The following is a 12076-nucleotide window of genomic DNA, read 5'->3' on the forward strand; positions in this document are numbered from 1 at the left end:
CGCGTCCGTCGTCTCCTCCCGGTCGGTGAGGCGGGCGGCCGCCCACCTCGGGGGGACCTAGGCTGCTCGGGTGACGGGGGCGAGCGGGACGGACGCCGCCGCGCGCCCGCGGCTGCGCAGCCTGGACGGTCTGCGCGGGGCCGCTGCCCTCCTGGTGCTGGTGCACCACGCGCTGCTGCTGTTCCCCGCGCTCGCCGGGGTCTACTACGCCGGACGCGCGGCCGAGGTGCTGCCGCCGTTCGCCGACGCCCTCGCCTACTCACCCCTCCACCTCGTCTGGGCGGGCACGGAGTCGGTGTACCTGTTCTTCGTGCTCAGCGGCCTGGTGCTGACGCTGCCGGTGCTGGGCCGCCCCGGCTTCGACTGGGTGGCCTACTACCCACGCCGGGTCGTCCGGCTCTACGGGCCGGTCATCGCGGCCGTCGCCCTGGGGGCCCTGACGATCGCGCTGGTCCCCCGCTCCAACGCGGACGCGCTCGGCCCGTGGGTGGTCCGGCGGCCGAACGTCTACACCGGGCAGGCGTTCGTGGACGACCTCACCCTGGTGGGGGGCACGTCGGGCCGGATCAGCCCTCTCTGGTCGCTGCAGTGGGAGGTGCTGTTCTCCCTGCTGCTGCCCCTGTACGTGCTGCTGCTGGTCCCCGCCCGCCGGCTCGACGGGCTGCGGGCGGTCGCGCTGCTGGTGCTCTGCGCGGTGGGGTCGTGGACGTCGGTCGAGGCTCTGTTCTACCTGCCGATGTTCGCCGTCGGCGTGCTGACGGCGGTGCGCTGGGCGACCCTGCAGGACCGGGCGCAGCGCTGGTCGGCCGGGCGCTGGTGGTTCTGGCCCCTCGTGCTGGTTCTGGCCACCCTGCTGTCCACGGCCCGGTGGAACGCCACCGGGCTGGGCGCCGACCCGCCGCTGGCCCGGCAGCTGGCGTTCCTCGCTGTGCCGGGCGTCTGGCTCCTCGTGGTCGCGGCGGCGTTCTGCCCGTTCGTCCGGGCGCTCTGCGAGCTGCGCCCGCTGCAGTGGGCGGGCCGCATCTCCTTCAGCCTCTACCTGGTGCACGAGCCGATCGTGCTGGCGGCGCGCTTCCTCACCGCCGCGGCGTCGCCCTGGGTGGCGATCGCCCTCGCCGTCCCGGTGGCCGTCGTCGTCGCGGTCCTCTTCGAACGGCACGTGGAGTCCCGCTTCCACCGGCTGGCCCAGCGGGTGGGGCGGGCGGTGCACGCGCGCGGCCGGGTCCGCCAGCCGGTCTAGGCTGGCCGTCCGACGAGCAGGGCAGGACGGTGACGGGATGCGCGCCCGACTCGAGGAGCTGGACTTCCAGCCCACCCCCATCGGCGAGGTGAGCCTGCGGCGGCGCCAGGACCCGGTCTCCGGGGTCGACGTCTTCGAGGTGAAGCTGGGCGAGGAGTACCTGATGTCCAGCCTGTTCACCGTCGCCGAGGAGGAGCTCTCCCGGCTCGCCCTCGCCCGGCTGAGCGGGGAGCACCTCGACGTCGCCGTCGGCGGCCTCGGGCTGGGCCACACCGCGGCCGCCGCCCTGGAGGACCCGCGGGTGCGCGAGCTGCTGGTCGTCGACGCGCTGGCCCCGGTGATCGACTGGCACCGGCGCGGGCTGGTGCCCGTCGGACCCACCCTGACCGCCGACCCGCGCTGCCGGTTCGTGCACGGCGACTTCTTCGCCCTCAGCGACGGCGCCGGCTTCGACCCCGAGCAGCCGGACCGGACCTTCGACGCCGTGGTGGTGGACATCGACCACTCCCCCGCCCACCTGCTGGCCGACGGCAGCGCCGGCTTCTACTCCCCGGCCGGCACCCGCACCCTGACCCGCCACCTGCGGCCGGGCGGGGTCTACGCCCTGTGGTCCAACGACCCGCCCGACGCGGCCTACCTGGCGGTCCTCACCGCGGTCTTCGACGACGTCGCGGCCGAGGTGGTGTCCTTCCCCAACCCGTTGCAGGACCGCGAGGCGACCAACACCGTCTACCTCGCCACCCGGCGCGGCTGAGGCCTGCGGCGGGCCACGACCCCTGGCACAGTCCGTGGCCCGCTCGAGCGCCCGGACCCCTCAGCCCACCCGGTCGAGCGACGGCCAGCGCGCGGCCGCCCAGGTGGCCCAGCCGCCGCTGCCCGCCGGCGCCGGCGGCACCGGTCCGCCGGCCAGCTCGGCCGCGTCCGGCTCCTCGAACACCCGGCGGGAGTCGTCGACCTCCGCGTCGGTCATCGCGAAGGTGTCCCCCGGCGTCGTGGCCCAGCGGCTCCCGACGCGGGACCGCTGCGTCTCCCGGTCGACCGGCAGGTAGACGACCTCCGCCGTCGCCCCGAGGGACGCGGCGAGCGCCCGGAGGGACGACCGCTCGTCGCGGCCCCAGAAGCCGAAGTCGAGGACGACGCTGGTGCCCAGCCGGAGGGCCTGCAGCGCCACCGACACGAGCCGGCCCTCGAGGACGTCCCGCTTGCCGTCCGGGTCGGACGCCCCGTACAGCGGGATCATCCACACGTCGGGACTCAGCCGGAGGGCGTCGTGCGCGGCGGCCAGGGCCTGCGCGCGGGTCGTCTTGCCCGCCCCGGGCAGCCCCACCATCAGGTACAGCGTGGTCATCGGGCCATCCTCGGCCACCCGTCGACCCGGGACCCGTCGAGGTCGGCGAGCCGCTAGAAGAGCAGTCCCAGCCCCGGGTCGCCGAGGACCTGGGCCACGTCGGCCAGGAACGTCGAGCCCTGGGCGCCGTCGGCCAGCCGGTGGTCGAACGACACGGCGAGGGTGGTCACCCAGCGCGGCTCGATCCGCTCGTCGGCGCCCGTGCCCACCACCCACGGGCGGCGGGCGATCTGGCCGAAGCAGAGGATGCCGGACTCGCCGGGGTTGAGGATCGGGGTGCCGGCGTCGACGCCGAAGGTGCCGACGTTGGTGATGGTGAAGCTGCCGCCCGCCATCTCGGCGGGCTGCGTCCGGCCCTCGCGCGCGGTGGCGACCAGCGCGTTGATCGCCTGCGCCAGCTCCAGCAGGCCCAGCGCCTGGGCGCCCTTGATGTTCGGCACCACCAGGCCGCGGGGCGTGGCCGCGGCGATGCCCAGGTTGACCGAGCCCAGCTGGACGATCTCGCCGGCCGGCTCGTCCCAGAAGGCGTTCAGCTCCGGCGTCCGGCGCAGGGCCAGGCAGACGGCCTTGGTCACCAGCAGCAGCGGGGAGATCCGGACGTCCCGGAACTCCCGGCGGCTCTTCAGCCGCTCGAGCAGCTCCATGCTGGCGCTGACGTCGCAGGTGAGCCACTCGGTGACGTGGGGCGCGGTGAACGCCGAGCGGACCATCGCCTCCGCCGTCGCCCTGCGGACCCCGCGCACGGGGATCCGGACGTCGCCCTCGCCCTGCGGCCGCGTCGCCGCCACCGGGGGCGCGACCAGCGGTGCCGGCGCGGCCGCGGCCGCGGCGGCCGCCGTCACGTCGTCGCGGGTGATGACGCCCCCGGGACCCGTGCCGGTGACCGTGGTCAGGTCGACCCCGAGGTCCTTGGCCACCTTGCGCACCGGCGGCTTGGCCAGCACCGGCCCGCCGCGCAGCAGCGGCTCGGGGGCCGCCGGACCGGGCGCGGGCAGCGGGGCGACCGGGGTCGAGGAGGCGGGTGCGGCCGCGTGCAGCGCGGCCCGGTCGTCGGTGCGCCGGGAGACCGGCACGTCCGTCGCGAAGGTGCCGGACAGCTGGTCGTGCGCCTGCTGGGGCGCCGGGTCGGCCGCGGCGGCCTTCCGCGGCCGCCGCTTGCTCTCCCCGGTCCGGGGGCCGTAGCCGACGAGGTTGGGCACCCGCCGCCCACCGTCGCCGCCACCGACCATGCCGTCGCTCGGCTCGACGACGCGCTCCGCCGTCGGGCTCGCCGCCGAGGGCGCGTCGGCCGGGGCGGCGGACGCGGCCCCGTCGTCGATGGCGATGATCGGGGCGCCGACGTCGGCGGTCTCACCCTCGGCCACCAGCAGCGCGGTGACCGTCCCGGCGTAGGGGCTGGGCAGCTCGACGAGGGACTTGCTGGTCTCGATCTCCAGCAGGATGTCGTTCACCGCGACGGTGTCGCCGACGGCCACCCGCCAGGTGACGATGTCGGCCTCGACGAGGCCCTCCCCGGGATCGGGCAGCCGGAACTCACGGATCGCCATGTCGTCTCCTCCTCAGGCTCGTGCGGGGGGTTCACAGGGGGGTCGTCCCCCCTCGCGATCAGTACGCGAGCGAGCGGTCGACGACGTCGAGCACCCGGTCCAGGTCGGGCAGGTAGCCGTCCTCGACCTTGCTCGGCGGGTACGGCGTGTCGAACCCGCCCACCCGGAGCACCGGCGCCTCCAGGGAGTAGAAGCACTCCTCGGTGATCCGGGCGGCCAGCTCCGAGCCCAGGCCCAGCGTCGTCGGCGCCTCGTGGACGACGACCACCCGGCCGGTCTTCTGGGCCGACGCGGCGACGGTGGTCATGTCCAGCGGGGACAGCGAGCGCAGGTCCACCACCTCGAGGTCGCGGCCCTCGTCCGCGGCGGCGACCGCCGCGTCCAGGCACACCTTCACCGTCGGCCCGTAGGCCAGCAGGGTGACGTCACGGCCCTCGCGGAGCACCGACGCCGCGTGCAGCGGCAGCGGCGTCGCCGCCTCGTCCACCTCGGCGCGCTCGTGGTAGCGACGCTTGGGCTCGAGGAAGACCACCGGGTCGTCGGAGGCGATGGCCTGCTGGATCATCCAGTAGGCGTCGACCGGGGTGGCGCAGCTGACGACCTTGAGCCCGGCCGTGTGCACGAAGTAGCTCTCGGGCGACTCGCTGTGGTGCTCGACGCCCCCGATGCCCCCGCCGAACGGGATGCGGATGACCATCGGGATGCTGAGAGCACCCCGGGTGCGGTACCGCAGCTTGGCCACCTGGCTGACGATCTGGTCGAACGCCGGGTAGACGAAGCCGTCGAACTGGATCTCGCACACCGGCCGGTAGCCGCGGATGGCCATCCCGACGGCGGTGCCGATGATGCCCGACTCCGCCAGCGGGGAGTCGATGACCCGGCCCTCGCCGAAGTCCTTCTGCAGGCCCTCGGTCACCCGGAAGACACCGCCCAGCTTGCCGATGTCCTCGCCCGCCAGGACGACCTTGGGGTCGGCCTCGAGGGCGCGGCGGAGGCCGGCGTTGATCGCCTTGGCCATGGTCAGCGTGGTCACCGTGCACCTCCGGGTGCCGTCGGGGCGGTCGCCGGCTCGGGGTCCTCGAAGGTCGCGACGTACTCGGCGTGGGCGGCCTGCTGGGCGCGCAGGTAGGGCGTCTGCTCGGCGTACACCCAGTCGAAGGTCTCGGTGAGGGTCGGCTCCGGCAGCGCCAGGCAGGCGGCCCGCAGCTCGGTGGCCATCGCGTCGGCCTCGGCGTCGACGGCCGCGTAGAAGGTGTCGTCCGCGAGCCCGCCGGCGGTCAGGTACGCCTTCACCCGCGCGATCGGGTCCTTGAGCCGCCAGTGCTCCAGCTCGTCGGCCAGCCGGTACTTGCTCGGGTCGTCGGAGGTGGTGTGGGCGCCCATCCGGTAGGTGTAGGCCTCGATCAGCGTCGGCCCGTTGCCGGAGCGGGCCCGCTCCAGGGCCGCCTTCGTGACGGCCTGGACCGCGAGCACGTCGTTGCCGTCGACGCGGACGCCGGGGAAGCCGAAGCCCGAGGCGCGGCGGTAGAGCGGGATCCGGGACTGCCGCTCGATCGGCTCCGAGATCGCCCACTGGTTGTTCTGGCAGAAGAACACGACGGGGGCGTTGTAGGAGCTGGCGAAGATGAACGCCTCGTTGACGTCGCCCTGGCTGGTGGCGCCGTCGCCGAAGTAGGCGACCACGGCGGTGTCGCGGTCCGGGTCGCCGGTGCCGACGAGGCCGTCGCGCTCGATGCCCATGGCGTAGCCGGTCGCGTGCAGGGTCTGGGAGCCGATGATGATCGCGTACGGGCCGAAGCGGGTCTGCTCGATGTCCCAGGCGCCGTGGTCGACGCCGCGGAACATGGCCAGCAGCCGCAGCGGGTCGACCCCGCGCACCCAGGCCACGCCGTGCTCGCGGTAGGTCGGGAAGACGAAGTCCTGCGGGCTCATGCCGTGCCCGGAGCCCACCTGCGCGGCCTCCTGGCCCAGGCTGGAGGCCCAGACGCCCAGCTCGCCCTGGCGCTGCAGGGCGGTGGCCTCCGCGTCCACCCGCCGGCTGAGGACCATGTCGCGGTAGTAGCCGCGGACGTCCTCGTCGCTGCCGGTGAAGGCGTGGTCGGGGTGCTCGCGCCGCTCACCGTCCGGCGTCAGCAGCTGGACCAGCTCCGCGTCACCGCCGGGCCCGAAGGCCCCGGCCCCGTCGTCCGCGCGGGGGATGTCCCCGACTCGGCTGACCTCGGTCACAGGTTTCCTCTCCTCCGCTCGGGAGCGCACCCACCCGTGCTCCCGCGGCCCGGGGCCCGTCGGTGGACGCGCCCTCCTGGCCATTGAAGTCCCCGGTCGAGGTCTGCGCCGGCCGCCGCGCTGCACAACGTACCGCCGACCGCGCGGGGCCCGGAAAACAACTTGCAGGGCCTAGTTCTTTGCCCGAGGGTGGACCGACGGCGACCCGCGGGGGTCGCCCTGAGACGAAGGAGGCGTGACGTGTCCATCACCGTCCCCGGGTCCCCCTCGACCCGTCCCCTCGTCTCTGGAGCACTCCTCGACCATGACCGACCCCGCAGCACCGGGCGCGCGCGGCCTCGCCGCCGTCCCTGACCCGACCCCCCTCCACCCCGTCCCGGCCGCCGACCCGCTGCCCTGGGACCACGTCCCGCTCGAGGACGACCTCGGCCCCGGCCGCCGCTGGTCGACCTGGGACGACATCGGCGTCCTCGCCGGCCCCGAGCCCTGGCCGGACTGGCTGGTGACGGCCGACGCCGCCGTCGACACCGAGCTGGGCATCCTCAAGACCGGCAAGGAGGCGGACGTCTTCCTGCTGGAGCGCGCCGTCCCCGACGAGGACGGCGTGGTGCTGGCGGCCAAGCGCTACCGCGGCACCGACCACCGGCTGTTCCACCGCGACGCCGGCTACACCGAGCACCGCCGGATGCGGAACACCCGGGACCGGCGGGCTGCCGCCAAGGGCACCCGCTGGGGCCGGACCGTCGAGGCCGGCCAGTGGGCCACCGCCGAGTTCGACCACCTGGCCCGGTTCTGGTCGGCCGGGCTCCCCGTCCCCTACCCCGTGCAGCTCGACGGCACGGAGATCCTCATGGAGCTCGTGACGCTGGCCGACGGCAGCACCGCCCCCCGGCTGGCCCAGACCCGCCCCGGCCCCGACCTGCTCGCCGACTTCTGGGAGCAGCTGGTGGCGGCGATGCGGGTGATGGCGGCGATGGGCCTGGCGCACGGCGACCTGTCGCCGTTCAACGTGCTGGCCACCGAGGACCGCCTGGTGCTCATCGACCTGCCCCAGGCGGTCGACGTCATCGGCAACGCGTCCGGGGTGGACTTCCTGGCCCGTGACTGCCGCAACGTCGCCACCTGGTTCCGCGCCCGCGGGCTGGACGTCGACGGCGACGAGCTGCTGGCCGACCTCATCGCCCACCTGTAGCGCCCCTCAGGCGGGGGTGATCCGCAGACCCAGCCGCTCCTGCTCGCCGCGGGCGATGATCCGCTCGACGAGCATGAACACCCGGTACTCGAGGCCGTACTTGGCCTTGACCAGGCCGCGGACGTGCTCGACCGAGGCCGGCTCGACCGCGGCCCGGCCGGCGACCGTCGGGGCGTCCGGGGCCACGGCGCCCCGGCGGCTGCAGGGCCGCAGCTCCACCCGGGCGTCGTGGCGCAGCCGGTTGACCTTGCCGCTGGCGCTCGGGGTGAGGACGACCAGGTCGTCGCCGTCCGCGGCCACCCAGACCGGCGTCGAGACGGCCGCGCCGCTGCGCCGGTAGGTGGTCAGGGAGACGAACGACGCCTCGCCCAGGGCGGCGAAGGCCGCGGGGACGGGTCCGGCCGCGCTCACGCGGCGTCGCCCTCGGCCGGAGCCAGGGCCCGCCGCGGACCAGCGGCAGCGGCGGCCGGGCGGCCGCCGGCCTGCTTGGGCAGCACGAACACCAGCAGCAGCGCGGCGACGCTGAAGGCGGCGCTGACGGCCATGGCGTCGGCGGACGCGGCGAGGAAGCCGGACCCGACCGTGTCGGGGCCGGTGATCACCAGCGAGCCGAACAGCACGCTGCCGATGATCGCGATCCCGACGGCGCTGCCGACCCGCTGGACGGTGGAGACGACCCCGCTGGCCGCGCCGGCCTCGGCCCGGTCGACGGTGGCGATGATGAACTGCGCGTTGGGGGCGATGAAGGCGCCGTTGCCGAGGCCCGCGATGAACAGCGGCAGCAGCAGGTCCCAGTGCGTCAGGTTCTCCGGGGTGGCGTTGCGCAGCACCAGCCAGGTCCAGACCAGGCCGACCGTGACCAGGGCCGTGCCCACGACCAGCACCGTCCGGCCCAGCTTCTGGCTCAGCTGGTTGCTCTGCGAGGAGGCGATGATGCTGCCGATCGCGAACGGGACCGAGACCAGCCCCGACTCCAGGGCGGTGTGGCCGAGGCCCGACTGCCAGAGCAGCGAGATGGTGAAGAAGATGCTGGTGAAGGCGGCGAAGTAGACCATCGCCAGCACGACGCCGCCGGTGAACGAGCCGTGGCTGAACAGGTGCGGCGGGACCAGCGGGCTGCGCCCGCGCTTGGTGTAGCGGATCTCCCAGACGGCGAACAGCACGAGCAGGACGGCACCACCGGCCAGGGTCAGGTAGGTCCACAGCGGCCAGCCCCGGTCCTGGCCCTCGATCAACGGGACCAGCAGGGCCACCAGGCCGGCGCTCAGCAGCACCAGGCCCAGCCAGTCCAGCCCGGTGCGGGCCGGCGCGTCGGCCGGGTCCTTCCGCGGCAGCAGCAGGGCCGCGGCGACCAGGGTCGCGACGCCGATCGGCAGGTTGACGCCGAAGACCAGCCGCCAGCCCTCCTCCTCGCCGAACGCCTGGATGATCAGGCCGCCGACGATGGGGCCGAGTGCGGACGAGACGCCGATGACGGCACCCATCACGGCGAAGGCCTTGCCGCGGACGGGGCCGGGGAACAGCAGCTGGATGTAGGCGGTGACGGCCGGCACGAAGATGCCCCCGGCCAGGCCCTGGACGACCCGGGCGATGACCAGCTGGGTGTCGCCCTGGGCCAGCCCGCAGGCGGCGCTGGCCACCGTGAACAGGGCGATGCCGGTGAAGAAGACCCACTTGTGGCCGAACCGGTCGCCGAGGCGGCCCGCCGGGATGAGGGCCAGGCCGAAGGCCAGCGCGTAGCCCGAGATGATCCAGGACAGCGTCGCCTCGGAGGCGTCGAGGCTGGTCCGGATGGTCGGCAGGGCGACGTTGACGATCGTGGTGTCCAGCAGGGCGATGAACATGCCCGCCAGCAGCACGACCAGCGCCTGCCAGGAGCGGCGCGGGACGGTGGTGGGCGGCGGTCCGCCGGGGTGGGGCCCCGGGGCGCCCGGGGTGGCGGCGCGGGCCGCGGTCTGCTCGGTCATGCGTGGTGTCCTTCGGGCGGGGTGTCCGGCGTGGCACGACGGCGTGCGGCCAGGTCTTCGGCGGTGGGCAGGGCGTCGGGCCGCAGGGCCCGGACGCGTTCGTCGGCGACGATCTCGGGCACGGCCGCGACCAGCGACTCGTGCCAGCCGATCTCGGCACGGATCCGGTGCTCGCGGTGGAGCAGGGCGTGCGTCTCGCCGACGGAGAGGTAGGGCCGGGCCCGCGCCGTGCGGGCGCGGGACTCGGCGAGCAGGGCGTGCAGGGTGGACAGCCGGGCGTCCAGCGCGTCGGCGAGGCCGTCGAGCCGGTCGGGGTCGGGACGGCTCAGCGCGAGGTCGAAGGGGTCGGGCTTGAGCACGACGTGCTCGAGCGCCGCGGCCTGGAGGGCGGCCAACGACTCCCGCCCGGCCTCGGTGATCCCGTACACCTGGCGCTCGGGGTAGCTGCCCTCGCGCTCGGTGCGGACCTCGGCCAGCAGCCCCTCGGCCGCCAGCCGCTTCAGCGCGCCGTACAGCGCGCCGACGGAGATGTCGGTCCACAGGTGGACGTGCTCCTCCTCGGCCAGCAGCCGCAGCTGGTGGCCGTGCATGTCGCCGCGGCGCGCGAGGGCGTCGAGGACGAACAGCCGGATGGAGGACACGGGACTACTCTCGCACGAGTAGTCCGTCCTGACCACCCCGTCCAGGCAGACAAGCCGTGAACGAGCTTCGAGTAGACGACGAGTTCGTTCACGGCTTGGGGCGGGGCGGGGGAACGGCCGCCGGCTCAGGACTGGAAGCGCCGGATCCGGGTGACGGCCTCGGCCACCGCGTCGGGCCCGGCGGCGAGGGAGACCCGGACGGCGCTGCCGCCGCGGACGGTGTCGAAGTCGGTGCCCGGGGTCAGCGCGACGCCCTCGCGCTCCAAGAGCGCCGCGCACCAGGCGACGGAGTCGACGTGGTCGGCCAGGGCCGCGCCCAGCTCGGCGTAGACGTAGAACGCGCCGTCGGCCGGGGCGACGGCGCCCCAGCCCAGCGAGGGCAGCGCCGCCAGCAGCACCGCGCGCGCGGCGTCGAAGGTCCGGCCGGCCGCGGCCGCCTCGGCGTAGGAGCGGTCGGTGAAGGCGGCGACGGCGGCGTGCTGGGCGGGCACGGGGGCGCAGAGCGCGAAGTTGCCCGCCAGGGCGTCGAAGGCCGGCCGCAGGTCGGCCGGCACCAGGCACCAGCCCAGCCGCCAGCCCGTCATCCCCCAGAACTTGGAGAACGACGAGATCACCAGGGCGTCCCGGTCGACCGCCCAGGCGCAGCTGCCGGCCTCCCCCGACGCGGTGATGCCGTGGTAGATCTCGTCGCTGACCAGCCGGACGCCGTGCTCGGCGCACCAGCCGGCCAGCGCGGCCAGCTGCTGGGCGTCGACCATCGTGCCGGTCGGGTTGGCCGGCGACGCCAGCACCAGGCCGGCCAGCGGCGCCCGGGCGTGGGCCGCCTCCAGCACGGTGACGTCGGGTGAGAACCGCTGCTCGGGACCGCAGTCGAGCTCGACGACCTCGCAGCCCAGCGCCGTGAGGATGTTGCGGTAGGCCGGGTAGCCCGGCCGGGCCAGGGCGACCCGGTCGCCGGCGTCGAAGGCGGCGAGGAAGGCCAGCGTGAAGGCCCCCGACGAGCCCGTGGTCACCGCGATGGCGTCCGGGTCGACGTCGAGGCCGTACCAGCGCGCGTAGTGGCCGGCCAGCGCCGCCCGCAGCGGGCGGATGCCGAAGGTCTCGGTGTAGCCGAGCGGGACGCCGCCCATCAGCTCGGTCATCCGCGCCCGGACGTCGCTCGGCGCCCCGGCCGAGGGCTCCCCGGCGCAGAGCGAGACGACGTCGCGCCCGGCGGCGCGCAGCTCGGCCACCCGGTTGAGGATGCTCATCACCGCGAACGGCGGGACCGCGGCGCGGGTCGCGGGCGCCGGACGGGGGCGGCTCACGCGAGCGTCCGCTTCCGCGCCCGGTAGGCCGCGACGTTGGCCCGGTTGCCGCAGTTGCCCGTGTCGCAGTACCGCTTGGAGTGGTTGCGGGAGAGGTCGACCAGCACGTCGGAGCAGTCGTCGGCCGCGCAGGTGCGGAGCCGGCCCAGCGCGTCGGCGCGGACCAGGTCGAGGAAGCCCATCGCCGCCTCGGCCCCGATCCGCATCGCCAGCGGGGCCTCGGGCCGCGTGACGTGGAGGTGCCAGTCGAACGCGTCGTGCTTGCTCAGGTAGGGCGAGGTGGCGCAGTCGGCGAGGAGCGCGTTGACCAGCGCGGCCGCCCCGTCGCGGTCGTCCACGGACCAGAACGCGCGGAGCCGCTCGCGGAGCCGGCGGACGGTGCGCAGCTCCTCCTCGTCCCCGGTCACCTGCCCGGAGAAGGGGTGCCGGGCCAGGAACGCGTCCAGACCGGCGCGGGTCTCCAGGCTGTCGCCGTCGTCGCTCAGGGTGTTGACCAGCGCCGCGGCCTCGCCGAGCGCGATCTCGGTGTCATGGGCAAAAGACATGTTGACTCCTGACGGGGTCCTCCCCTAGTGTCACGAGTGTAACCACGCTTTGGTCGTGACAAC

General features: G+C 74.8%; 12 protein-coding genes. 3 read left to right on the plus strand and 9 right to left on the minus strand.

What is annotated here, in order from left to right:
• The first annotated feature begins 70 nt into the window (after nt 1–70).
• Entirely contained in the window at nt 71–1240 is a 1170-nt protein-coding gene (locus BLT72_RS20550; RefSeq protein ID WP_091415624.1) for an acyltransferase family protein, read from the plus strand.
• Nucleotides 1241–1277: 37 nt separating this feature from the next.
• Entirely contained in the window at nt 1278–1994 is a 717-nt protein-coding gene (locus BLT72_RS20555; RefSeq protein ID WP_091415627.1) for a polyamine aminopropyltransferase, read from the plus strand.
• 60 nt (nt 1995–2054) lie between these two features.
• On the opposite strand, the gene BLT72_RS20560 is transcribed toward BLT72_RS20555, so the two are convergent.
• Genes BLT72_RS20560 through pdhA form a run of 4 tightly spaced genes read right to left on the minus strand, consistent with a single transcriptional unit; the run spans nt 2055 to nt 6334 of the window.
• Nucleotides 2055–2588 carry a P-loop nucleotide/nucleoside kinase family protein gene (locus BLT72_RS20560; protein ID WP_091415629.1) on the minus strand — a complete coding sequence of 178 codons (534 nt, stop codon included), beginning with the start codon at nt 2586–2588 and terminating at the stop codon, nt 2055–2057.
• A gap of 53 nt (nt 2589–2641) precedes the next feature.
• Entirely contained in the window at nt 2642–4135 is a 1494-nt protein-coding gene (locus BLT72_RS20565) for a dihydrolipoamide acetyltransferase family protein (protein ID WP_091415631.1), read from the minus strand.
• Nucleotides 4136–4193: 58 nt separating this feature from the next.
• On the minus strand, nt 4194–5153 hold the full coding sequence (locus tag BLT72_RS20570) for an alpha-ketoacid dehydrogenase subunit beta (RefSeq protein ID WP_091418010.1): 960 nt from the start codon (nt 5151–5153) through the stop codon (nt 4194–4196).
• Nucleotides 5154–5164: 11 nt separating this feature from the next.
• Entirely contained in the window at nt 5165–6334 is a 1170-nt protein-coding gene (gene pdhA, locus BLT72_RS20575; protein ID WP_231930694.1) for a pyruvate dehydrogenase (acetyl-transferring) E1 component subunit alpha, read from the minus strand.
• A 331-nt stretch (nt 6335–6665) separates the two neighbouring features.
• On the opposite strand from pdhA, the gene BLT72_RS20580 reads away from it, so the two are divergent.
• Nucleotides 6666–7553 (plus strand): serine protein kinase RIO, encoded by an 888-nt coding sequence (locus BLT72_RS20580; RefSeq protein WP_091415635.1) that lies wholly within the window; start codon nt 6666–6668, stop codon nt 7551–7553.
• A 6-nt stretch (nt 7554–7559) separates the two neighbouring features.
• Here BLT72_RS20580 and BLT72_RS20585 read toward each other — a convergent pair whose 3' ends face one another.
• The 5 genes from BLT72_RS20585 to BLT72_RS20605 all read right to left on the minus strand — a co-directional run bounded on the left by BLT72_RS20585 (nt 7560) and on the right by BLT72_RS20605 (nt 12013).
• Nucleotides 7560–7964: a PPOX class F420-dependent oxidoreductase gene (locus tag BLT72_RS20585; protein ID WP_091415637.1), complete on the minus strand. Its 405-nt coding sequence runs from the start codon at nt 7962–7964 to the stop codon at nt 7560–7562.
• Nucleotides 7961–9520 carry an MFS transporter gene (locus BLT72_RS20590; protein WP_091415640.1) on the minus strand — a complete coding sequence of 520 codons (1560 nt, stop codon included), beginning with the start codon at nt 9518–9520 and terminating at the stop codon, nt 7961–7963. The genes BLT72_RS20585 and BLT72_RS20590 overlap by 4 nt, the downstream gene beginning before the upstream one ends.
• A complete protein-coding gene (locus BLT72_RS20595) occupies nt 9517–10161 on the minus strand; it encodes a PadR family transcriptional regulator (protein WP_197677120.1) in 645 nt (214 codons plus the stop codon). Before BLT72_RS20595 ends, BLT72_RS20590 begins: the two co-directional genes overlap by 4 nt.
• A gap of 125 nt (nt 10162–10286) precedes the next feature.
• Nucleotides 10287–11468, minus strand: a complete 1182-nt coding sequence (locus BLT72_RS20600; protein ID WP_231930203.1) for an aminotransferase class I/II-fold pyridoxal phosphate-dependent enzyme — start codon at nt 11466–11468, stop codon at nt 10287–10289.
• Complete coding sequence (locus BLT72_RS20605) at nt 11465–12013, minus strand: CGNR zinc finger domain-containing protein (protein WP_091415643.1); 549 nt, start codon at nt 12011–12013, stop codon at nt 11465–11467. Before BLT72_RS20605 ends, BLT72_RS20600 begins: the two co-directional genes overlap by 4 nt.
• Nucleotides 12014–12076: the final 63 nt, after the last annotated feature.

The organism is Friedmanniella luteola, assembly GCF_900105065.1.
GTDB classification, from domain to species: Bacteria; Actinomycetota; Actinomycetes; order Propionibacteriales; family Propionibacteriaceae; genus Microlunatus; species Microlunatus luteolus.

What these genes read in the sequence shown, in the direction of transcription:
- BLT72_RS20605 (WP_091415643.1), bottom strand. Translation starts at nt 12,013, where the DNA reads ATGTCTTTTGCCCATGACACCGAGATCGCGCTCGGCGAGGCCGCGGCG.
- BLT72_RS20565 (WP_091415631.1), bottom strand. Translation starts at nt 4,135, where the DNA reads ATGGCGATCCGTGAGTTCCGGCTGCCCGATCCCGGGGAGGGCCTCGTC.
- BLT72_RS20555 (WP_091415627.1), top strand. Translation starts at nt 1,278, where the DNA reads ATGCGCGCCCGACTCGAGGAGCTGGACTTCCAGCCCACCCCCATCGGC.
- BLT72_RS20560 (WP_091415629.1), bottom strand. Translation starts at nt 2,588, where the DNA reads ATGACCACGCTGTACCTGATGGTGGGGCTGCCCGGGGCGGGCAAGACG.
- BLT72_RS20570 (WP_091418010.1), bottom strand. Translation starts at nt 5,153, where the DNA reads ATGGCCAAGGCGATCAACGCCGGCCTCCGCCGCGCCCTCGAGGCCGAC.
- BLT72_RS20590 (WP_091415640.1), bottom strand. Translation starts at nt 9,520, where the DNA reads ATGACCGAGCAGACCGCGGCCCGCGCCGCCACCCCGGGCGCCCCGGGG.
- BLT72_RS20580 (WP_091415635.1), top strand. Translation starts at nt 6,666, where the DNA reads ATGACCGACCCCGCAGCACCGGGCGCGCGCGGCCTCGCCGCCGTCCCT.